The organism is Mycobacterium sp. 852014-50255_SCH5639931 (assembly GCF_001665605.1).
In the GTDB taxonomy this organism is placed as follows: Bacteria; Actinomycetota; Actinomycetes; order Mycobacteriales; family Mycobacteriaceae; genus Mycobacterium; species Mycobacterium paraffinicum.
This window is the reverse complement of the sequence record NZ_LZSV01000035.1, coordinates 40028-61637: the sequence shown is the minus strand read 5'-3', so window position 1 is coordinate 61637 and position 21610 is coordinate 40028. Positions and strand designations below refer to the sequence as shown.

Annotated in this window: 20 protein-coding genes and 1 pseudogene; 13 read left to right on the top strand and 8 right to left on the bottom strand. The window is 66.4% G+C overall.

The window, feature by feature from the left end:
• Positions 1–79: 79 nt before the first annotated feature.
• Genes A5758_RS21150 through A5758_RS21130 form a run of 5 tightly spaced genes read left to right on the top strand, consistent with a single transcriptional unit; the run spans position 80 to position 4128 of the window.
• Positions 80–1051 carry a Rieske 2Fe-2S domain-containing protein gene (locus tag A5758_RS21150; protein ID WP_067744039.1) on the top strand — a complete coding sequence of 324 codons (972 nt, stop codon included), beginning with the start codon at positions 80–82 and terminating at the stop codon, positions 1049–1051.
• Positions 1048–1533, top strand: coding sequence for a hemerythrin domain-containing protein (locus A5758_RS21145; protein ID WP_067744036.1), 486 nt, complete (start codon positions 1048–1050; stop codon positions 1531–1533). The genes A5758_RS21150 and A5758_RS21145 overlap by 4 nt, the downstream gene beginning before the upstream one ends.
• Before the next feature lie 60 nt (positions 1534–1593).
• Positions 1594–2349: a protocatechuate 3,4-dioxygenase subunit beta gene (gene pcaH / locus A5758_RS21140; protein WP_067744033.1), complete on the top strand. Its 756-nt coding sequence runs from the start codon at positions 1594–1596 to the stop codon at positions 2347–2349.
• Positions 2342–2905, top strand: coding sequence for a protocatechuate 3,4-dioxygenase subunit alpha (gene pcaG / locus A5758_RS21135; RefSeq protein ID WP_067205799.1), 564 nt, complete (start codon positions 2342–2344; stop codon positions 2903–2905). Before pcaH ends, pcaG begins: the two co-directional genes overlap by 8 nt.
• Positions 2902–4128, top strand: coding sequence for a lyase family protein (locus A5758_RS21130; protein WP_067744030.1), 1227 nt, complete (start codon positions 2902–2904; stop codon positions 4126–4128). The genes pcaG and A5758_RS21130 overlap by 4 nt, the downstream gene beginning before the upstream one ends.
• Here A5758_RS21130 and A5758_RS21125 read toward each other — a convergent pair.
• Positions 4119–4766: a TetR/AcrR family transcriptional regulator gene (locus A5758_RS21125; RefSeq protein ID WP_067205793.1), complete on the bottom strand. Its 648-nt coding sequence runs from the start codon at positions 4764–4766 to the stop codon at positions 4119–4121. The two genes, A5758_RS21130 and A5758_RS21125, sit on opposite strands and share 10 nt — an antisense overlap.
• Before the next feature lie 217 nt (positions 4767–4983).
• Between A5758_RS21125 and A5758_RS21120 the strand changes: the two genes are divergently transcribed.
• Together A5758_RS21120 and A5758_RS21115 are read left to right on the top strand one after the other, a co-directional pair.
• On the top strand, positions 4984–5265 hold the full coding sequence (locus tag A5758_RS21120) for a DUF1876 domain-containing protein (RefSeq protein WP_067205892.1): 282 nt from the start codon (positions 4984–4986) through the stop codon (positions 5263–5265).
• A gap of 29 nt (positions 5266–5294) precedes the next feature.
• A complete protein-coding gene (locus A5758_RS21115) occupies positions 5295–6098 on the top strand; it encodes an HPF/RaiA family ribosome-associated protein (RefSeq protein ID WP_067205790.1) in 804 nt (267 codons plus the stop codon).
• Positions 6099–6284: 186 nt separating this feature from the next.
• Here A5758_RS21115 and A5758_RS21110 read toward each other — a convergent pair.
• The 3 genes and pseudogenes from A5758_RS21110 to A5758_RS21105 all read right to left on the bottom strand — a co-directional run.
• A pseudogene (locus tag A5758_RS21110) lies at positions 6285–6950 on the bottom strand (TetR/AcrR family transcriptional regulator); the annotation flags it as partial.
• A gap of 42 nt (positions 6951–6992) precedes the next feature.
• Complete coding sequence (locus tag A5758_RS25920; RefSeq protein WP_197504007.1) at positions 6993–7160, bottom strand: hypothetical protein; 168 nt, start codon at positions 7158–7160, stop codon at positions 6993–6995.
• A gap of 8 nt (positions 7161–7168) precedes the next feature.
• Positions 7169–8200 (bottom strand): hypothetical protein, encoded by a 1032-nt coding sequence (locus A5758_RS21105; RefSeq protein ID WP_067205787.1) that lies wholly within the window; start codon positions 8198–8200, stop codon positions 7169–7171.
• 154 nt (positions 8201–8354) lie between these two features.
• Here A5758_RS21105 and A5758_RS21100 point away from each other — a divergent pair, with 154 nt between their 5' ends.
• The gene (locus A5758_RS21100; RefSeq protein WP_067744028.1) at positions 8355–9353 is read left to right on the top strand and encodes a metal-dependent hydrolase; all 999 of its coding nucleotides are present in this window, start codon (positions 8355–8357) and stop codon (positions 9351–9353) included.
• Positions 9350–10546, top strand: coding sequence for an SRPBCC family protein (locus A5758_RS21095; protein ID WP_067744025.1), 1197 nt, complete (start codon positions 9350–9352; stop codon positions 10544–10546). The genes A5758_RS21100 and A5758_RS21095 overlap by 4 nt, the downstream gene beginning before the upstream one ends.
• A 143-nt stretch (positions 10547–10689) precedes the next feature.
• Here A5758_RS21095 and A5758_RS21090 read toward each other — a convergent pair whose 3' ends face one another.
• The 3 genes from A5758_RS21090 to A5758_RS21080 form a co-directional block, all read right to left on the bottom strand.
• A complete protein-coding gene (locus A5758_RS21090) occupies positions 10690–11814 on the bottom strand; it encodes a Vms1/Ankzf1 family peptidyl-tRNA hydrolase (protein WP_067744022.1) in 1125 nt (374 codons plus the stop codon).
• A gap of 122 nt (positions 11815–11936) precedes the next feature.
• The gene (locus A5758_RS21085; RefSeq protein ID WP_067744020.1) at positions 11937–13778 is read right to left on the bottom strand and encodes a long-chain fatty acid--CoA ligase; all 1842 of its coding nucleotides are present in this window, start codon (positions 13776–13778) and stop codon (positions 11937–11939) included.
• 151 nt (positions 13779–13929) lie between these two features.
• Positions 13930–14193 (bottom strand): hypothetical protein, encoded by a 264-nt coding sequence (locus A5758_RS21080; RefSeq protein ID WP_067205775.1) that lies wholly within the window; start codon positions 14191–14193, stop codon positions 13930–13932.
• A 328-nt stretch (positions 14194–14521) separates the two neighbouring features.
• On the opposite strand from A5758_RS21080, the gene A5758_RS21075 reads away from it, so the two are divergent.
• Both A5758_RS21075 and A5758_RS21070 read left to right on the top strand, forming a co-directional pair.
• Positions 14522–15505, top strand: coding sequence for a cyclic nucleotide-binding domain-containing protein (locus A5758_RS21075; RefSeq protein WP_067744017.1), 984 nt, complete (start codon positions 14522–14524; stop codon positions 15503–15505).
• Between the two features lie 112 nt (positions 15506–15617).
• A complete protein-coding gene (locus A5758_RS21070) occupies positions 15618–18419 on the top strand; it encodes an AMP-binding protein (protein WP_067744014.1) in 2802 nt (933 codons plus the stop codon).
• A gap of 14 nt (positions 18420–18433) precedes the next feature.
• On the opposite strand, the gene A5758_RS21065 is transcribed toward A5758_RS21070, so the two are convergent.
• Entirely contained in the window at positions 18434–18703 is a 270-nt protein-coding gene (locus tag A5758_RS21065; protein ID WP_067205764.1) for a hypothetical protein, read from the bottom strand.
• A gap of 221 nt (positions 18704–18924) precedes the next feature.
• Between A5758_RS21065 and A5758_RS21060 the strand changes: the two genes are divergently transcribed.
• Positions 18925–20178, top strand: a complete 1254-nt coding sequence (locus A5758_RS21060; RefSeq protein ID WP_067744011.1) for a S9 family peptidase — start codon at positions 18925–18927, stop codon at positions 20176–20178.
• 15 nt (positions 20179–20193) lie between these two features.
• Positions 20194–21591: a wax ester/triacylglycerol synthase family O-acyltransferase gene (locus A5758_RS21055; protein ID WP_067744008.1), complete on the top strand. Its 1398-nt coding sequence runs from the start codon at positions 20194–20196 to the stop codon at positions 21589–21591.
• Positions 21592–21610: the final 19 nt, after the last annotated feature.

The window sequence follows — 21610 nt, the reverse complement described above, 5'->3', positions numbered from 1 at the left end:
TGCGGTGATCGAGGGGTAAACCGTTCGATTTTGCGTGCGTTGCTGACTTTTGGCGACGTATGTGAGGAAGGCTGGTGCCATGGCTGCTCGGTCCCTGGATGGTCGATTGCAGAAACTCGGATCGCGAGTGGTGTCCGCCATCGGGCGTCAAGAGTGGCTGGATCGGCCGAGCTACCGGTTCGAACACTTGTTGAGCTTCGCCTTCAACGGCCTGGGCAGCGCCCGCAACACGGTCACCAACGCGCTGCACGGAGTGTGGCTCGGCCACCCGGTTCATCCGCCGCTGGCGTCGTTGACGAGCGGCGCGCTGGGAACCACCGTCGCGTTGGACGCCCTGAGCCTGCTTCCGGGCCAGCCCGCCACCGAAGTCCGCGACGCGTCGAAGTTCGCGTCGCGCGCCCTGGGGGTGGGCATTCTGGCCAGCATCGGCTCGGCCGTCACCGGTGTCACCGACTGGCAGCACACCCACGAATCCGATCGCCGGGTCGGTGCCGTCCACGGCCTGGTGAACCTGGTGGCCACCGGGCTGTACGCGCAGTCCTGGTGGGATCGCCGCCGAGGCCGCCACGGACGCGGCATCGCGCTCACCGCACTGGGTTACGGCATCACCGTCGCGGGCAGCTACCTCGGCGGGGCGTTGGTGTTCGAGTCCGGCATCGGCATCGACCAGTCGGGCGCGCGGCTGCGCACCGCGGAATGGACGCCGGTGCTGCCGGCGGCCTCGCTGAACGGAAAGCCGGTGCGCGTCGAGGTCGACGGGGTGGGGCTGGTGGTGTGCCAGACCAGCCCCGGGGAGGTCGCGGCGTTCGGGGAGTTGTGTCCACACTTGGCCGCCCCGATGGCCGATGGCTGGGTCGACCGCGGCCGGCTCGTATGCCCTTGGCACGGTTCGTGGTTCGCGGCCGAGTCGGGAGACGTTCTGCGCGGCCCGGCGGCGGCGCCGCTGCCGTGTTACCAGGCGAGGTTGGTCAACGGAATGGTCGAAGTTCGGGGCGAGCCCGGGCCAGGGCTCGGTGCAGCGGTGGGAATCGGAGAAGGGAAAGCGCAGTGAACGCCTACGACGTGCTGAAGGAACACCACATCGTGATCAAGGGCCTCGGCCGCAAGATCAGTGAGGCGCCGGTGAATAGCGAAGAGCGGCATGCCCTTTTCGACGACATGCTGATCGAGCTCGACATCCACTTCCGCATCGAGGACGACCTGTACTACCCGGCCCTCAAAGACGCCACCAAGCTGATCGCCGTCGCTCATGCTGAGCACCGCCAGGTGGTCGACCAGCTCTCGGTGCTGCTCAGGACCCCGCAGAGCGCGCCGGGTTACGAGGAAGAGTGGAACGCCTTCAAGACGGTGCTGGAGGCGCACGCCGACGAAGAGGAGCGCGACATGATCCCGGCTCCGCCCGAGGTCAAGATCACCGACGCGGAGCTCGAGGAACTGGGCAACAAGATGGCCGCGAAAATGGAGCAATACCGCGGGTCCGCCCTCTACAAGATGCGCACCAAGGGGCGGGCCGCGCTGGTGCGCTCGCTGTAAGTCCGGCCGCGCCGCCGATTTGCCCGGTGTGCGGGGCCATCGAGAGTAGCGTCACGGCACATGAACCCCGAGTGCGTCGCGTCTCAGGGTGACATCACGGCCGAGATCGCCAGCATCGCAGCCGAATACCGGGGGAGCGAAGCGCAGCCCCGGCTCGACTACCCGCCCTACCGGAGCACCATCCTGCGCCACCCCAAACAACCCCTGGTGCCGGTCGATCCCGAGGAGGTCGAACGCTGCTCGCCGTGCTTCGGCCACCAGGACGTCGACCCGCTCGAGGCCGACCTGACGGCCGGCCACCCAGGCCAACCCCTCGGAGAACGCGTCATCGTCGCCGGGCGGGTGCTCGAGGGCTCGGGCAAACCGGTGGCGGGTCAGCTGATCGAGATCTGGCAGGCAAACGCCGGCGGCCGGTACCGCCACCAGCGTGACCAGCACCCGGCTCCGCTCGACCCGAACTTCACCGGCGCCGGCCGGTGTCTGACCGGGCCGGACGGGTCGTACCGCTTCCTGACCATCAAGCCCGGACCGTATCCGTGGCGCAATCACCGCAACGCTTGGCGTCCGGCGCACATCCACTTCTCCCTCTTCGGCACCGCCTTCCCGCAGCGCGTGGTCACCCAGATGTACTTCCCCGGCGACCCGCTCTTCGACCTGGATCCGATCTTCCAGTCGGTCCTCGACCCCGCCGCGCGCCGACGGCTGATCGCCCGCTACGACCACGACCTCACCGAGCCGGAGTATGCGACCGGGTATCGGTGGGACGTCGTGCTCTCCGGTGGCACCCGAACGCCGGTCGAGGACGACGATGGCTGAATTCGCCTGCACCCCAGGGCAAACGGTCGGGCCATTCCTAGAACTCGGGTTGCCGTATCCGGGGGACAGCGCCCTGGTCGGCGATGGTCATCCGCACGCCGTCCGGCTATACGGCACGGTCTACGACGGCGCAGGCGACGGCGTTCCCGACGCCCTGGTCGAGCTGTGGCAACCGGACGGCACCGGACGCATCCCGCGGCAGGCCGGTTCGCTGCGCCGCAATATCGCGACGTTCACGGGCTGGGGCCGGTCGGCGACCGACGCCGCCGGTCAATACGGCTTCACCACGGTGGCGCCCGGACCGGCGAGCGTCGGGCGGCCGCAGTTCTTCGCCCTGACCGTCTTCGCGCGGGGGCTGCTGGACCGGTTGTTCACCCGGGCCTACCTACCCGGCGGCGACGTGAGCGCCGACCCGCTGCTGACGAGCCTCGATGCCGAGCGGCGTGCCACCTTGCTCTGTGACGCCGAAAGTGATTGCAGGCAATACCGTTTCGACATCCACCTGCAGGGCCAGCGCGAAACGGTGTTCCTGGCGTACCGGGACGGTGGGCGATGACCAACCTGCTGTGGCCCGGCGACCACCGGGCCCGAGACCACATGACGGATCGGGCCCTGCTGGAATCGATGGTCGCGGTGGAAGCCGCCTGGCTGGACGCCCTGGTCGCCGAAGGCCTGGCCCCGGCCGACTGCGCCGGGATGGACCTGCCAATGCTGCTGACCTCCAACGATTGTGAATCCCTGGCAGCCGCCGCCGAGGACGGCGGCAACCCGGTCATCGGTCTCGTCGCCCTGCTGCGGCAGCGTGCTGCGCCGGCCGTCGCGCCGTGGGTCCACCGGGGACTCACCAGCCAGGACGTCCTGGACACCGGCCTGATGCTCGGAGTGCGTGACGTGGTCGGGGAGCTGAGAGCGCAGCTTGCGGAGCAGATCTCGACGCTGACCGAGCTCGCCACCCGGCACCGGGCGACGCCCATGGTGGCCCGCACCCTCACCCAACACGCGGCACCGACCACGTTCGGCGCGAAGGCGGCCGGCTGGCTGAACGGCGCCGTCGACACCGTCGAGGGGCTGTCCGCGGTGGTCGTTCCTATCCAGATCGGCGGGGCCGCCGGGACACTGGCGGCCAGCACGGAGCTCGCGGCGCTGCTCACCGGTGCCGACGACCCCGCCGAGGTCTCGATCGGCCTGGTGCAAAGCGCGGCGACGGCTTTGGGTCTGACTTTCCGATCGCCCTGGCACACGACGCGAACGCCGGTCACCGCGGCCGCCGACGCGTTCGTCGGCTGCACCGACTCTTGGGGCCGCATCGCCTCGGATATCGTCACCCTGGCCCGCCCGGAGATAGGCGAACTGAGCGAGCCGGGCGGCGGGAACCGCGGGGGTTCGTCGTCGATGCCGCACAAACGAAATCCGGTGCTGTCCATCCTCATTCGTCGGGCCGCGCTTTCCGCGCCGCAGCTGGCGGCGACCCTGCACACCGCCGCGGCGCTGGCCAACGACGAACGGCCCGACGGCGCCTGGCACGCCGAGTGGGACGCACTGCGCACCTTGGCCCGGCGCACCGTGGTCGCCGGATCCCAATGCGCCGAGCTGCTGGCGGGGCTGGTGGTGCACGCCGATCGGATGTCCGAAAACCTAGCTGCGGCAGACGTTCTGGGGGAGCAGAAGGCGATCGCCGACCTGGCGGGAAAGCCGGCGTCGCCAAGCTACTTGGGAGCGGTGGACCGGCTGATCGACGAGAGCCTGGATCGCGCCAGCCGGGCGCTGGGTCAGCGCTGATAAATGCTGGCCAGCCAGATGTGCAGCAGCGTGTCGATCGCCCGGTCCTCGGGCATCGCCTCGTCCTCGGCGGTGAACGTCGCGGCCATCACCCGCTCGCTCAGCATGTTCAGGGCCACCGACAGCTGCTCCGCCGGGACGGTGTCGGGGGCGGCGCCCCGGCCGCGCTCCGCCTTGATGGCCGCGGTGGTCAGCAAGATCCACCTCTGCATGAGCGTGGACCACAACTGCCGCACCTCGGGGTTGGTCGCCTTCGCCGAGGCGCCCGCCACGGCGACCGCCGGGTGAGCGCCCGACACCTCGAAGAACGCCTCGATGCGGGCCCGCCAGAGTTCCGCGGGGTCGTCGGTCGATATGCCGCCGAGCGACATGAGGGCCGCATGCGCCTTGGCGTTCATCTGGTCGAGCAGCGACAGCAGCACCGCGTTCTTCGATGGGAAATAGAAGTAGAAGGTGGGACGCGAAATCCCGGCGCCTTTTGCTAGGTCGTCGACGGAAAAGTCGGCGAGCGGCCGTTCCTGCAGCAGGCGCTCGGCCGTGGCCAGTATCGCCTGTTCGCGGTCGTCGCCCGAGTGCGGAGCCGACCGGCGGCCCCGCGAGGCATGCAGGTACTTGGTCTGTGTCGGGAGGTCGGACACGCCCGTTACTGTTGGGCACGACGATATACGCGAACGAAACTGTCGATTAAGCCCAGCAATAATGTCGATTAAGTTCGACATTTTCTTCGTACGCGTCAACATATTTGCTGGCCGCTTCAACCCACCGACCCGGCGTCGGGGCGGGCCGACGAACGACCTCACGATTCGGGACTTCCGCCCCTACTCGGTGCCTGGCGCGGAATGGTCGCATCTGGTGATGACAAAGAACGACGACGGCACCAAGACATGCCGCATCGACGTGCTGGTCGAAGAGCGCGACGAACGGACCCGGGCGAAGGCACGACTGTCCTGGGCGGGGAAGGCCCTCGTCGGCGTCGGCTTGGCGCGACTCGACCCGGCCGATCCGCCCGTGGCCGCGATCGGCGACGAGCTCGCGATCGCCCGCGCGCTGTCCGATCTGGCGAATCAGCTGTTGGCGGCGACATCCGTCGATATCCAAACCAGTACCCACGAACCCATCACGGGTCTGCATCACTGAGCGATCAGCGACGAAGCAAGAAAGCCACCATGAGACACCGACCCGATTTACCGACTGCCTTCGACGTCCAGATAACGACGCACGGCCAGCTGCCCGACGCCGAGGAATACGCGCGCACCAAGATCGGCGAGCTCGGCCACCTCGCCCACGAACCGGTGCTGTACGCCCACGTCAGGTTGGCCGAGCACGGCGACCCCGCGGTGGCCCGCCGGGTGGTCGCGCAGGCAAGCCTGGACGTCAACGGCCGGCCGGTGCGTGCACAGGTCGAAGGCGTCACCGCGCGGGAAGCCATCGATCGACTCGAGGCGCGACTGCGTCGCCAACTGGAGCGTGCGGCCGAGCACTGGGAAGCCAAGCGAGGCGGCATGCCCCGTCGCGGCCCGCATGAATGGCGGCACGAAACCGAACACAACCACCGGCCGAAGTACTTCCCGCGACCGGAAAGCGAACGCGGGATCATGCGGCACAAGTCCTACAGCCTGCCCACCTGCACGGTTGAAGAGGCCGCGCTGGAGATGGAGCAGCTCGACTACGACTTCCACCTCTTCACCGAGGAGGGCACGCAGCAGGACAGCGTGCTATACCGCGAAGGCCCGACCGAATACCGCCTGGCACAGGTCAATCCGGGCTCTGCCGATAAGCTGGCGCCGTTCCAGTTGCCGCTGACCGTCAGTTCGCAGCCGGCCCCGCGGCTGGAAGTCCAGCAGGCCATCGAGCGGATCGGCTTGCTCGGCCTGCCGTTCCTGTTCTTCGTCGACGCCGCCCGGGACCGTGGCAGCGTGTTGTATCACCGCTACGACGGACACTACGGGCTCATCGCACCGGCGAGCTGAACGCCAATAGGCCAACCGAAGCCGCGGCGGTCCCGGCAATCCCCCCGTCCGGGACCGCCGCTCCAAACTTTGACATTGTCAGCTTCGCCATTGCCTGTTTGCCGCAGCGTCGGTTGGCATCGGTGTTGGCGGCGATGACCTGAGCATCCTTTCGGTGGCCTTGGTCTGCATGGGTCGTGGTGAGGATGCGGCTGGAGGCTTGCGCCGCTGGGGTCTCGCTGAGGCGGCCCGTAGGGCGTCCATGGCTTGCGCGACTCGTGGATAGACTATGGCGGGGCCGAGCCAGCGGGACACGAAGTGACGCAGAGTGATGCCATCACGTGGGGGCTGTCCTGGATCGACGAGAATTGAATGCAGTGTGCGCAGACTGATTTCAGCTAGTTCGTCGAGTGCGGCTTCGTCGAACCCGTGCTTATCCCAGTCGACGTCGAGCCGATGGAACATCGAGCGTCCGAATGCCCGCGCGGTGTCGGAGGTCAACGAAATATTCGAGCCATCCTGTGCACCATTGCGGAGTAGGTTCTCGATCTGTCGGTCTCCCGCAAGGGTTTCGGCAGCGAAGGCGACTCCTTCGACGATCGCGGCAACCGGTTCGGTCAGCCCGCTGATGTGCTGGGCGAGCTGGTCGAGGAATCCGTTTGCCGAGCGCATGGCGCTGCCGATCAATAGGGCTTCGGTCCCGGGAAAGTAGCGATACACCGTCTGCCTTGTGACTCCCAACATGCGGGCGACGTCGGTGATGCGGATCGGCGAGCCCCGTTGCGCGATAATGTCGTCGGCTGCATCGAGGATCCTGTCGATAGCCTCTTCATCGGTGCCCGGGGCGTTTCCGGACCAGCCGTGGCTACGCACGGGAGAACTCTATCGGCAGGCTTATCGGCCAGCTCATACCCATCACCGGTTTCCAGGGTCTTCGGGTCCGTAGGGCCCGAGGGCGATCGCGGCGGTTTGCTGTGTGGCTTCGATTCGCGGGTAGACGTCGGCCGGGGTATCGGTGTAGTCGTACGCGATCGTCGGCAGTCCGGCGTCGAATACATTGGGGCATAGGACGGCAACGCTCATCGACTCTCCTAGCTCACCGTGCTGGGTGGTGTTCGGGTGGCCTGTTCGCGCGGGACCGCCGCTGGCCGTCGGCGTGCTGCGATGTGGGGGAACAGTGCCACTCCGCTGACGATGATCAGGCCGGCGGTCTGGACGACGATGTACGGCGTGATGCCGCCTTCGTGAGCCACGTTGGCGACCACCATCGCGCCAAGGTTCGCGACGTAGACGAAGATGATGCCCGCGGTGATGCCCTCAGGTGGAGTGTGTGGTCTCGCGGAGTGCAGCGCGGTCACGGCGACCGCGGTGTAGGCGGCCACCAGCAGCATCACGATCGGCCATTGCGGTCCGCCCAGTGCGGTGACGATGACCACCGGGGATATCAGGATCGGACCGAGCATCAGGACAGCCAGCGCAGCCAGTGCCGGGAACGCGCCTAATGCATTGGCGTTCGACCATCGGGCGGCACCGTTGCTTACCGCGACGTCGATTCGCGGTAGTGCCCGCAGCATGATGTAGATGAACACCGCATCCCAGATGCCCTGCCAGCAGAGGTCGAGCAGGGGCCACCCGACCCAGTACTGGAAGAACTTGAAGTTTGGATCCCAGGTCCACCACACGACGTGGCGCAGGTTGCCCTCGATGATGTAGGGCGCGTCGAGGGCTATCATGAACAATCCGCCGGTAACGGCTGCCTGCCATCGCTTTTCGATGCCTAACGCCTCGACGACCTTGAAGCCAGTGAACAGAAAGACCGGGTAGAAGATGACCACGTAGGCGGGCATCATCGTGGTGCCACGCCACAGCGGGAGCACAGGCCAGTTGATCATCAACATGAAGTCGCCCTGCTGATACATGTTGAGCGTGGCCATACCGGCCAGTTCCAGGACGAGCCCGTAGATGGTAGCGGCGATCAGTACTGCGCTGTAGATGCGCCGACCACGACGGAGCTGCACGAAGCTGTAGGCCACCGCCGCCGAAAACATCGTCAGCAGCATCAGATCGCACAGATTGGTTTGCCATGGAAGGTCGGCGGGGTTATTGATCACGATCAGGTTCATGTGCTCACCTGCGAGGACTGGGACTGGACGATTAACCAGAAATGTATGGCCATAGACCATCTGTGTCAATATCATCGCTGCATGGCGACCACAAGACCATACAAATTCTAGACAACGTCTTGTCGCGGACGCGTGGGATCGATAGCCTTGACGCATGACGGACCTACAGGTCAGGCGAGTCCGGTTCGATTTCGCAAGCGCCGATGTCCCGTTCAACTGGCAACCGGAGCGGCCCGCATTCGGAATGCAGTGCAACGTGATCTCTTTCTTCGCACCGGGATTCGAAAAGTTCATCGTCGAAGCGACGCGTGAGGCGATACCGCTGATGCGAAGCACCGCCGACGTCGAGGAGGCCGGGGCCTACTTGCGCCAGGAGGCTCAGCACTCGGCCGCGCATGCCAGCCATCTACGCGCACTCATCAAGCGTTGGCCGGGCCTGCAAGAGACACGAGACGAGGTCATTGCGTCCTACGACCGCCTGACCGCGACCAAACCGCTGGCCTGGCGCCTCGCGTATGCCGCTGTGGTCGAGGCCACGTTCACCCCGTACTTCAAAGTGTTCCTCGACCATGAGGACAAGCTGTTTCGGCCTGGTGACGAACGTGTCGCGTCGCTTTTCCTGTGGCACTTCGTTGAGGAGATCGAGCACCGCAGTTCGGCGTTGATCGTCTACGACGCCGTTCACGGCAGTTACCTGTACCGGCTGTGCACGATCCCTGGGGTGGTCAAGCACATGGGTGAGATCATTTCGATGATCGCGAGTGGCTTCGAGAAGCACGTCCCGAAAGAGGACGGCGGATACTACGGCCGCCTTATGCCAAAGGGGTTGTCGTACGGCGCGATCCGCGAGAGCATCGCTGCCGCGCGAGAGGTCAATAAGACCCGCCGATCGACGTATTCAGGGGTCGGGCGGCGTGAACTGCTGGCGATGCTGGGCGGCCTGGTGCGTTCACAGGCGCCCAACCATGATCCGCAGCACGAGAGATTGCCTGAGTTCGCGGCTGGATGGTTCAAAAAGTACGAGGAAGACCCCAACGTCGCTGCGCGCTGGTATTCCGTCGGCGTTGGCTTGCCGGCCCCGACCGTTCCTCGAATCCGTCAACTGGGTGCCTCGGGGCAGCCCATAACTCATGTTGAAGAGGAGCGGTCATGACTTTGAACCCTGAGACCGATATCCGTTATCTCAATAAGGATCTCACTCGGCGGGCGTTGCGCTTGGTGCTCGATAAGACTACTGACATGGCAGCCGACGTGCTGCACGTTCCGCTGCGCTATTACAACGACCCCAAGCTCACCGAGATCGAGCAGACCCAACTTCTGCGACGCACACCGTTGGCGGTGCTGCCCAGTGCCCAGATCGCAAGGACCAACGACTACGTGGTGCGCTCAGTGATGGGCATTTCGCTGCTGATCACTCGTGACAAGTCCGGCCAGTCGCACGTGTTGCTGAACTACTGCCGCCACCGGGGGGCGATGCCGGCCTGCGGATCGGGCACCGCCGGCCGATTCACCTGCCCCTATCACGCCTGGACCTACACCAACACCGGCGAACTGTCCATGATGCCCGGCAAGTCCGGCTTCCACGGAATCAATCCGCGTGACTACGGGCTCGTTGAGCTACCCAGCCAGGAACGCTACGGCTTCATCTGGGCGGTCCTCACCGCCGACGCTGACATCGACGTCGATGCCCACCTAGGCGCACTCGGACCGCAGCTGGCTGAACTGGATTACGCCTCATTCGGCTACCACGACCACCGCGAGTTCGAATCCGAAGTGTCCTGGAAAGGAGCGCTGGAAGCGTTTGGCGAGGGTTACCACTTTCCCTTCGTGCATGGCGAAAGCCTGATCGGCATGAACGCCCTACCCAACACCGCCGTCTATGACGAATACGATCGACATCACCGACTTGGCTTCCCCTTCAAGTGGATTACCAACCTCGAAACCGATCTCGACGGCTCGTGGGACGTCCGCGACAACATGGGCGTCATCTACTGGATCTACCCCAATCTCATCCTGGCCAACAGCAGCGTCGGCGTGGAAATCATCGACATACTGCCCGCCGGCTCACCCACTCGCTGCACCGTGCGCCACACCTGGCTGGCCCGCGTCCCCGCCATCAACGACGATATGCGGGCGGGCTACGACACCATCTACGACGCCGTACACGCCGCCGTGCGCGACGAAGACTTCGCCATGCTGCCCCAATGTGGCCAAGGCGTACGCCACGGCCAACACGATCACATGATCATCGGCCGCAACGAGGTCGCCGTCCAACACATGATCAGAGTCTTCGCCCACCAACTCGATGTCGCCCTCGAGCCACCGCAACCCGGCGTTTCGATATAACCTCCGGTGCAATAGAACCGGGACGCCGCGGCATTATCGTGATGCCGATTGCTTGGGGTGGTGCACGCCACCGAGCACCGCCTGCCGAATGCGGCCGTCGGGGATCGATGCCCAGAACCGTGGTGGGCCATGGCGGTTCGCGCCTATGCGCCGCGACGACGAGCCCGGTCGCCTGCGGAGTAGCGCAGCAGGGCGCCCACTCCTTCGGCGGGTGCCATCAGCTGACCGGCCCGGACCAACGAGGCGCCCACCGCGATGGCGTTGAAAGGCAACGCCTCGTCGGCCCTTGCCACCCGTGCCACCGGTTCGCCGAGTTCGGACAGCGCGTCGGCGTTGGCCGCGATGGTGGTCAGTGCCTTGCCGGTGACCACAGTGGCATCGCCGAGCTCGCCGACGATCAGCGTGTCGACGTTGCCGTCGCGAAGGGCCCGGCAGGCATCGGCAAGACCTTCGGTCGCCCGTCCGGATCCGCGGCCGATCTCCGCTTCGAATCGTTGGGCCAGGGCGGACATCTCGATGCCACGACGCCGGGCGAACTCCTCGCCCGTCAGCTCGCTCATCTCTTCGTCGTCGCAATGGCTCTTGCGGGTCCCGGCATGCAACTCCGACACGCGTTCGGAGACCCGCTCGGGTAGTTCGGCAACCAGATCCGCGAGCGAACGCACTTCCCCGCACAAGAACACCACTTCGGGATCCGCGTCGTCCACCAGGCGCGTGAGTTCGTCGGCGACCGCACGGCAATTCATTCGAATGGCTTCCTCGGTCGTGTGCTGAAAGTCGCCGTAGCCGTTCCAACCGGCGGTCGTCGGCTTGTGCACCGGATAGCCCCCGCCCTCAACGCTTTCGGAGCTGACGGCACCGCCCCGGTACAGGCTGATGTCCGCCCCGGTACGGTCGATCGCGGCGAACACGTAGGTGGGGCGCCGAATTTCCGAATCGATCAACGGCACGAGGTAGGGATACTCCGACACCCGAATCACCGTGGCCGGCGGCGGGTTGATCAGGTGCTCGTTGATCAGTACATGTTCGGCGGTCGCGATCACCGCGCGGCCGCGCCGTCCGACGGCAGGTCGATGATGCAGCACCGCATCCTCGAGCATGCCGACGATTGCCCCGTCAGCGCCCATCTCGTGCAGATGCTGACGGATGCCGTTCCATTTCGCTTCGAGCTGCTCGGCGGCGTCCAGGGTGTCGTGCGAGTCGTCGAAATATACCGAGGCGAATGGGCCTTTTACTTTTACCAGCCACCTGAGGCGATCTGATTGCATGCCATCCCTCTCCACTGTTGCCATTGCCGATATCCGCCCACCGTATGGACGGTGGACATAAATCCACGAGAGTCGTTAGCCCCCAGCGCCGGGTCTTAGGTCCCGGGCGGAAGGCCTGGTCGTCAACGCTCGTAGAGGGCATCGAGGCGGTCGGAGAATTTGTCGATGACCGCCTTCCGGCGCAGTTTCATGCTCGGTGTCAGATCACCCGACTCAACGGTCAGTTCGCGGTCGGCGATCGTGAACTTCTTGATCTGTTCCCATCGATTCAGTTCGGTGTTCAGGGCGTCGAGGTATCCGGCGATCAGCTGCTGTGTCTTGTCGTCACGCGCAATCTCGGCGAAGGACTTGCCCGCCAGGTCGTTCTTGTTGGCCCAGTCGGTGATCGCCTCGCTGTCGAGGCTGACCAGGGCGACACAGTAGGGCTTGCCCTCGCCGTAGACCACCATCTCGCTCACGTACGGGCATGAGCCTTTGAACCGCGCATCGATCGCCGACGGCGCCACGTACTTGCCCTGGGAGGTCTTGAACATGTCCTTCTTGCGGTCGGTGATCCGCAAAAATCCGTCGGGGTCGACCTCTCCGATGTCGCCGGTGTGGAACCACCCGTCTTCATCCAGCGCCTCGGAGGTGGCGTCCGGCAGGTCGTGGTAGGCGGTCATCAGGCCCGGGCCTTTGAGCAATACCTCGCCGTCGTCGGCGATCTTCACGTCGGTGGCGGGGAATGGCCAGCCCACGGTCCCGAGCCGATAAGCGTTGGGGCGGTTGATGAATGATGCCGCCGCGGTCTCCGTCAGCCCGTAGCCCTCGAGCACGATGATGCCCACGGCGTCGAACCACTGGGCGACGTCGCGGTCCAGCGCGGCGGCGGCGGAGACGAAGAACCGCAGACGTCCGCCGAACCGCTCGCGGATGTTGGTGAACACCAGGCGGTCGGCCACCTTGTAGGCCAGCGATGTCGCAAGCGAGGGCTTTGTACCGGTCTGCCGGGCTTCCGACACCTTGACACCGACCTTGATCGCCCAGTCGAACATCATTTTCGTGAGTCCGCCCTGTTCGGCGATCATGTCCTGGACGCGGGCATGCGCCTTCTCGAAGATGCGTGGTGCCGCGCCCATGATGGTGGGCCGCAGGGCGGCCAGGTTATCGACGATCCGCTCGACGCGGCCGTCGATGGCGGTGGGAAAGCCGATCTGCAGGGGCAATGCGAGCATCACCTTGCCGAACGCGTGCGCCAGTGGCAGCCAAAGGAAATTCAGGTCGGTGGGGCCGAGGATGTCCAGCGAATCGATGGCCGCGGCGGTGTACGTCCACGCGCCGTGCGTCAGCCGCACACCCTTAGGCCGCCCGGTGGTGCCGGAGGTGTAGATGAGGCTCGCCAGGTGATCGGGGCCGACGGCTGCGACCCGCTCGTTGACGGCGTCGGGTGAGTCCGCGAGCAGTTGCTTGCCCAACAGATCCAGGTCGGCGAGGGTGATCACCCAGTCGCCGTCGCCGTTGCCGTCGATGACGACGACCTTGCTGACGTCGGGCAGTTCGGCCCGGTGTTCGATCAGCTTGTCGAGCTGGGCCTGGTTTTCGGCGACCACCACCCGGCTCCCGGAATTGGCGACGATATACGCGACATCGGCGGCGTTCGTCGTCGGATACACGGTGGTGGTGGCGGCGCCCGCGCACATGATCGCGAAATCGACGAGCACCCACTCGTAGCGCGTCGCCGAGGCGAGCGCCACCCGGTCCTCATGCTCGATGCCCAGCGCGATCAGACCCGCGGCGAGATTGCTGACGCGTTCACCGACTTGCTGCCAGGTCACGCTCGCCCAGGTGTGGTCCTGCGGGTAGCGGAAGGCCTCCGCGTGCGGGGTGGCGGCGACACGGTTGACGAACATCTGTGCCACCGAGGGCGCGCGGTTTTCAATCTTGCGGAAATCGGGCCTCTCCATTGAGGCCAGTGGTGCTTTCATAACGCGATCCATTGCTCCCGAAACGTTTACCGATGACATAGGCGAACCGGTATACCGTTCGATCCTGCGGAGCGCGGTGGCTACTCGGTAGTGACGAAAGTCATGTGGGGATCGGCAAACGTCCCCGGGGCACGGGCCCCTGTGCCGGCCGTCAGTCGGCCAGGGCTATCTCGATGGAGAGGCACTCGCCGAGGGCGTGTGCCGCGGACCAATCGCCGCCTTCGACCGCGCGCTCCAGGTCGTCGACCAAGGGGCTGTGGGCGCCGAGCTCCGCCAACCAAGCGGACACGGTCGCGGGTATCTGATGGGCGGGCACTCGGGCAACATGTCCCTCGTGGAGGCGATCGGTCAGCTGATAGATCGCGGCCGTCGACCTGCGCTGCGACCAATGCGGCCGCCACTTCGCTGTATTCATGTTCCCTCCCCGCTAGCCTTAGCGATCTATCCGACCAGCCCTAGAGGTCCGGCCGTAGAGGCCAACAGCACGACTATCGAAAGGCTTTGGTCTTCCTTCCGGCCTGCCGAAGTCCCAGTCCGACAGGGTCTTTTGTCACTACCGTCACCTACTTACTTCTCCGGCGATGGCGGTGCAGGTCGCGTACCGTACATCGGGGAGGGTGCATCGCCACGTTACTCGTTTCGGGCGCACCGGATTACGAAATTGGCGAGATGACCGATTTAGCAATGGATTCGCAATCGGGGCGTGATTCGGGCCGCAGTCTCGGGCTGACGGGCAGGCCGGCGTGAGTGCTGTCGGCGCCGAGGAGCTGGCGGCGCTTCCGGTGTTCGCCGACATTGCGGCGGAGGACCTTACGGCGCTGGCCGCTCTGCTCGAGCCCCTGCACGCCGCACCCGGGGAGGTCCTGATGCGGCAGGGGGAACGAGCGGAGTCCTTCGCGATCATCGCGTCCGGTCGAGTCGTGGTGAGGCACGTCGGTCCGAAGGGCCGGGTCATGACCACCGAGCTGTCATCCGCGACGATCGTCGGCGAGATCGCGTTGCTGCGGCGCGCGACCAGAACGGCGACGGTGACCGCGCGGGAGGACGTGCACGGCTATACCGGATACAGCGCGGCCTTCGACTGCATGCTGGCCATGCCGGCGATCGCCGACCGGATGCTGCGCACCGCGCGGCAGCGGTTGGCCGCGTACATCGCCCCCATCCCGGTGTCGTGCAGGGACGGCGCCCCGCTCTTGCTGCGGCCCGTCCTGCCCGGCGATGCCGAGCGGTTCAAGAGCAGCGGTTCCTTCTCGAAGGAGACGCTGTACCGGCGGTATCAAGGTGGCACCCCAACCGACGCGCGCCTGACGTATCTGTTCGAGGTCGACTATGTGGACCACTTCGTCTGGGTCGTCACCAACGGCCCGGCGGGGCCGGTCGTCGCCGATGCCCGCTTCGTCCGGGATCAAGACGACCCCGTCTCGGCAGAGGTTGCGCTGACCGTGGCGGACGGCTACCAGGGGCGCGGGATCGGTACGCTGCTGCTCGGCGCACTGGCGGTCGCGGCCCGCGTCGACGGCATCAAGCGCTTCCATGGCCGCGTGCTCTCCGAGAATCCGTCCGCGCGCGCGTTGGGCGAAAAGGTGAACGCGTGTTGGGAGCGCGAGGAACCGGGCGTGGTCACCGCGACGGGGGAGATACCGCGCTTTCGCGATCTGCCCCTCGATCGCGGTGTGTACGAGCAGATTCGGCAGGTGGCCCGCCAGGTGATCCAGGCATTCGACTAGCGGACGCAAGTGACAAATGCCCCGCCATCTGATGGCTTTGCGCCCTTATCGGAAGGCCGGAATCGGCCGCAGCATAGGACCTGCTTGCTAGTCGAAGGAGTCGCGCCGACCGATGGCACACCAAGAATGCGCTCCTCCCGTCCTCGCGCTGGTGCGTGGCCTCGTCGAAGAGGTTCACTCGCAGGCCACGCCACCCTCGGTGACGCTTGACAGCTCCTTCGACAACCTGGGCATCGGCAGCCTGGAACTGGCGGAATTGTTGCTGCGCGTGCAGGACGAATTCGGGGTGGCGCTGCCGCCCCACACCCTGGCCAGCGCGGAGACACCGCGCGACCTGGTGGCGGCGCTCAACCCGGTCCTGGGTCGGGGTCACGCCGCGGTGCGCGCGGACCGTGGCGTCGTCTCGCTTCCGGCCACCGCATCGTCCGCGCCGGCGCCCGAATCAGCGCTGACCGTCAACGACGCCCTCAACTGGCACGTCGGTGCGACCCCGGGCCGCATCCACCTCCGGATCCTCGACGATGCGGGTGACCCCCGGAACAGCACCGACATGACCTATGCGGATCTGCACCGCGAGGCGGCCGCGGTGGCGGCCGGACTGATCGCGCACGACGTCATGCCGGGTGACGCTGTCGCGATCATGCTGCCGACCTGCCGGGCGTATTTCGTGACATTCGCCGGCGTGGTCCTCGCCGGCGCGGTGCCCGTCCCGGTCTACCCGCCCGCGCGGCCGTCTCAGCTGGCGGACCACCTGCGTCGCACCGCCGGCATCCTCGCCAATGCACGCGCCACGATGCTCGTCACGGTGCCGGAGGCCGTCGCCCTGGGCCACCTGTTGCGCTCGAACGTCGAAAGCCTGCGTCATGTCCTCGTTCCCGAATCTCTCACGCACGCAGGCGAACACGCACCATCATCGCTTCCCAGGCCGCGGACTGACGACCTGGCGCTGGTGCAGTACACCTCCGGCAGCACCGGGCAGCCCAAAGGGGTCGCGCTGAAGCACCGCAACCTGCTCGCCAACATCCGGGCGATGGGTCGCGCCGCGGCGGCGACCGGGTCGGACACGTTCGTCAGTTGGCTGCCGCTGTATCACGACATGGGTTTGATCGGTGCATGGTTGGGCAGCTTGTACTTCGGCGTCCCGCTGGTCGTGATGAGCCCGCAGGCGTTCCTGATCCGCCCCTCGCGATGGCTGTGGGCGATCCATGCCAACCGTGCCACCATGTCGGCCGGCCCGAATTTCGCCTATGAACTCTGCCTGTCGAAGATCCGCGACGAAGAGATCGAGGGACTCGATCTCAGTTGCTGGCGGCTTGCCTACAACGGCGCCGAACCGGTGAGCGCCGCCACCATCGAACGTTTCGGTGATCGCTTCGCCCCGTACGGGTTTCGCCGGGAAGCGATGACACCGGTCTATGGGCTGGCCGAGTCGTCGGTGGGGCTGGCGTTCCCCCCACTGAACCGAGGGCCGATCATCGACCGGATTCGCCGAGACACCTTCGTCAGGTCCGGGCAGGCCGAGCCCGCCAAGCCCGGGGAGCGGGACCTTCGATTCGTCGCCTGCGGCCGACCCCTGTCCGGGCACGAGATCCGGATCGTCGACGCGGCCGGCAACGAATTGGGTGACCGCCGTGAGGGGCGGGTGGAGTTCCGCGGTCCGTCGGCAACCGCAGGCTATTTCAACAACCCGGCGGCGACGCGCGCACTGTTCCACGACGCCTGGCTCGACACCGGCGACCTGGGGTACACGGTCGAGGCTGACCTGTACGTCACCGGCCGGATCAAGGACATGATCATCCGGGCCGGACGCAACCTGCACCCCGCGGAACTGGAAGAGGCGGTGGGCAACATCCAAGGTGTCCGCAAGGGCTGTGTGGCGGTATTCGCCTCTCCCGATCCCTCCGGTGGCCCCGAGCGACTCGTGGTCATGGCCGAGACCCGAGCGATTCGAGACGACGCGCGCGCCGCGTTACGCTCCGAAATCGCGGCCACTACAGTCGATCTGCTCGGGGTAGCGCCCGACGATGTGGTGCTGGCGCCACCGCGCACCGTACTCAAGACTTCCAGCGGCAAGATCAGGCGGGCCGCCAGCCGGGCCCTCTACCACTCCGGCAAGATCGGTGCGCGACCACGGGCGTTGTGGTGGGAACTGGCACGGCTTCGCCTCCGCGGCGCGATGCCTTCACTGCGCCGCGTTCGTCGCGCGGCGGGCGACGTGGCCTTCGCCGGCTACGCGTGGGCGGTGTACACGATCCTCGGGCTGGCGGTTGCCGCCTCGCTGCTGCTGCTACCGCGGGCGGATTGGCGTTGGCGGGTGGCCCGCGCCGCGGTCCGGTTGCTGGCTCGCCTCACGGGGACGGTGATCACCGTGGATGGCCTCGACCGCTTCCCGGCAGGCGCGTCGATTGCGGTGGCCAACCACCCCAGCTGGATCGATCCGCTGGCACTGGCGTCGGAAATGCCGCAACGGTTTCACTTCGTCGCCGCCGAAGTCCTTGAGCATCAAAGCATCAACGGATTCGTGCTCAGGCGGCTGGGCCACCAGTTCGTGGAACGTCACGAGCGTGAACACGGCGTGGCGGACACCGACCGGCTGGCCGACCTGGTGCGGGCCGGCCAGTCGCTCGTGATCTTCCCGGAAGGCCGCCTTGCCCGCGCCCCGGGGTTGCGCCCGTTTCACATGGGCGCCTTCGTAGTGGCCGCCCGAACCGGCGTGCCCGTCACGCCGGTGGGGATTCGCGGGACCCGGACGATTCTGCGCCCAGAACACCATTTCCCGCGCCGCGGAGCGATCGACATTGCGGTGGGGGAGCCGATCATGCCCTCGGGCGACAGCTGGACCGCTGCGGTCGAATTGCAGCACGCCGTGCGGAACGCCGTCCGGGTGCTATCGGGGGAGTCGGACGTCGAATAGCCTGCGGCAGCGGTCTATTCGTCGTGCTTGCTTACGGCCTGACCGGCGCTGCGCACCACGTTGCGGAAGAATTCGATGCGGGCGGTGACCAGGTCGTCGGCCAGGTCCAGCGCGGCGTCGACGACGGTCTTGCGTCGCGACTGCTCGGGGAGCACCGGACTGATCTGGTCGACGAACTTGCGGACGGCCTCGATGGCGTGCTTGCGGCCGGATTCGACGGATTCCAGCACGTCGTCGGAGAGTTCGGCCCAACGTGGCTCGGTCTTGTGCGGTGCTTCGGTCATGATCTCACTCCTAATCGACAAGGGGTTTTTCGGAGATACTTGTGACGGCTCCGAGGTTACGACCGGCCAGACATCGGCGCGAGTGACAAAAGACCTTTCGCGCCCGGTCATACGGCCCAGACCGGCCGCCCGCCCTCGGCTTGCCGGCCAAGGACTTTCGCGGCCCCGACCGGGCCGTAAGTCCCTAACACGACGATTTCAGCGCCTGCTAATTTGCCACCATGGCGGTACCAACCAACAACGGCGCTTCACGACGCCCGGGCGCTTTGCCGTTGACCCCGCCCGGGGGCGTCGGCCTGGGCAGTGCCGTCAAACCGTTCACGAGCACCGGTCGATATTTCGCCGAGTCATGGCGCGAATACCTCGGCCAAGCCCCTGACGAGCTTCCGATCGCGCGACCCACACTCGCCCTGGCGGCCCAGGCGTTCCGCGACGAGGTCGTCCTGATGGGTCTGAAGGCGCGGCGCCCGATCAGCCGCCCCGAGGATTTCGAGCGCATCACGAGCGAGGTGGCCGCGGGGCTGAAGTTCTATGGCGATCGGGGATGGCTCACTAAGCCGAGGCGATTTTTCGGCACGCCGCCGCCACTTTCGGACGTCACGGTGCGAGAGGTCAAAGGGGGGAGGCGTTCCTTCCACCGCATCTTCTTCGACAGCGGATACCGGCCCCGGCCGGGTGAACCCGGTGCACAGCGGTGGATGGGCTACACCGCGAACGACCGCGAGTACGCCCTGTTGCTCCGCCATCCGCAACCACGCCCATGGCTGGTGTGCATCCACGGAACCGAAATGGGTCGGGCCGCGTTGGATCTCGCCTTGTTCCGGGCCTGGCGGTTACACGAAGACCTCGGGTTGAACGTCGTCATGCCGGTCCTGCCGATGCACGGCCCCCGCGCCCGGGGCCTGCCGAAGGGTGCGGTGTTTCCGGGCGAGGACATCCTCGACGACGTGCACGCGACTGCGCAGGCGGTGTGGGACATCCGGCGGTTGCTGTCCTGGATACGCCGAGAAGAGCCGGAATCGCAGATCGGGTTGAACGGTCTGTCGCTGGGCGGCTACATCACGGCGTTGGTCGCCAGCCTCGAAACCGGGCTCACCTGCGCGATTCTCGGCGTCCCGGTCGCAGACCTGGTCGGGCTGCTGAGTCGGCACTCCGGGCTTGGCCCCGACGATCCGCGCCGCCGGACGATCGAAGCCGCCGAGCCCATCGGGCGGATGACGTCGCCGCTGTCGCTCGCTCCGCTCGTGCCTATGCCGGGCCGCTTCATCTACGCCGGCGTCGCCGATCAGGTCGTGCATCCACGCGAGCAGGTGGTCCGCCTGTGGGAACACTGGGGGAAACCGGAGATCGTTTGGTACCGCGGCGGTCATACCGGCTTCTTCCGTGCGCGACCGGTACAGCGGTTCCTCGAGGCTGCGTTGCAGCAGTCGGGCCTATTGGATGGGGCGGTGCCCCGGCGCGACCGCCCCGCCTAGTCGCGGAGGTGGAGAATGAACCCGCTGGATCCGCTGGACGCGGCGATGATGACCGCGGAGTGGGTGTCCAACCCAATGCACGTCGGTGCCGTGCTGATCCTGTCGCCGCCTGACGGCGCCGGGCCCGACTACGTCGACGAACTGCACCGGAAGACGCTGGGCGGGAACGACCCGATCGATCCGAGGCTCCGCAGGTATCCGCATCGCGGTGTGGAGACCGGTGGCATGTGGGTCTGGCGGCACATGGATTCCGTTGATGTGAGCCGACATTGCCAGCGCCGCACGGTGTCCGGGGATGGGTTCTGGAGGCTGATCGGGGAGCTGGACGCGATGCGCCTCGACTGGAGCCGGCCGATGTGGATGTCGTATCTGATCGACGGCCTCGACGGGGGCCGCTTCGCGTTCTACATCAAGGTGCATCACAGCGTGACCGATGGGGTGGCCGGTTTTCAGATGATCACCGACGCGCTCAGCAGTGATCCCGACCGCCGGTCGATGCCGCCGTTTTACGCCGATTGCCGTCCCGAGCCCTCGCCGCCGGCTTCGGCCGGGTTGGTGTCTCGTCTGGTCGCGCCGCTGCGGTCGCTGACCGGTGCGGCGGCGTCAAGTGCGGGGCTGATCGGGCGGGTGGCCACCGGCGAGGTTGCGACGGTGCTGGATGCCCTGGTCGGGCACACCACGGTGCTGCCCCTGGGGGCGCCCTACACCCGGTTCAACGGCCGCGTGGGTCCCGAGCGCGCGGTCGCCGCGGGCAGCTGGGCGAAAGATCGCATCCAAGCCGTGCGGCAGGCGGCCGGCGTGACCGGCAACGACGTGCTCACAGCGATGGCGGCCGGCGTGGTGCGCCGCTGGCTGACTGATCGCGCGGAACTGCCCAACCGGTCACTGGTGGCCGCCTGCCCCATCACGGTGCGCGACCCCGAGCATGAGGCACGAAACGATCAGCACGGCAACAGGTTTGGGCTGTGGATGTGTCCGCTGGGCACCAACCTGGATGACCCACTGGCCCGGCTGAACGCGATCCATCGATCCATGTCCGAGGGCAAGCACTGGGTGGCCAAACGGGGAGCGGCGGCGTCACTGCTGACGAACGCCGGCAGCATCGCAGCGACGGCAGTCGGCCCGCTGCTGCCGTTCACGCCGAAAATCCGGACCGGATACAACCTGCCGATTTCCCATGTTCGCGGACCGGTAGCCGAAATGTATTGGAACGGCGCTCGAATCGAGGAGATGTATCCGGTGTCGACGGTCTACGACGGTCACGCGCTCAACATCACGACATGCGCGTACGCCGACCGGATCGGGTTCGGCTATGCCGCGGGCCGCGACGTGGTGCCCGATATCGAGACGCTCATCCCGTGGACCGAGGAGTGCCTGGCCGAGCTCGAAGCGGCAGTAGGCGTTGCCGACTGAGCACCGGCGCCAGGGGCCG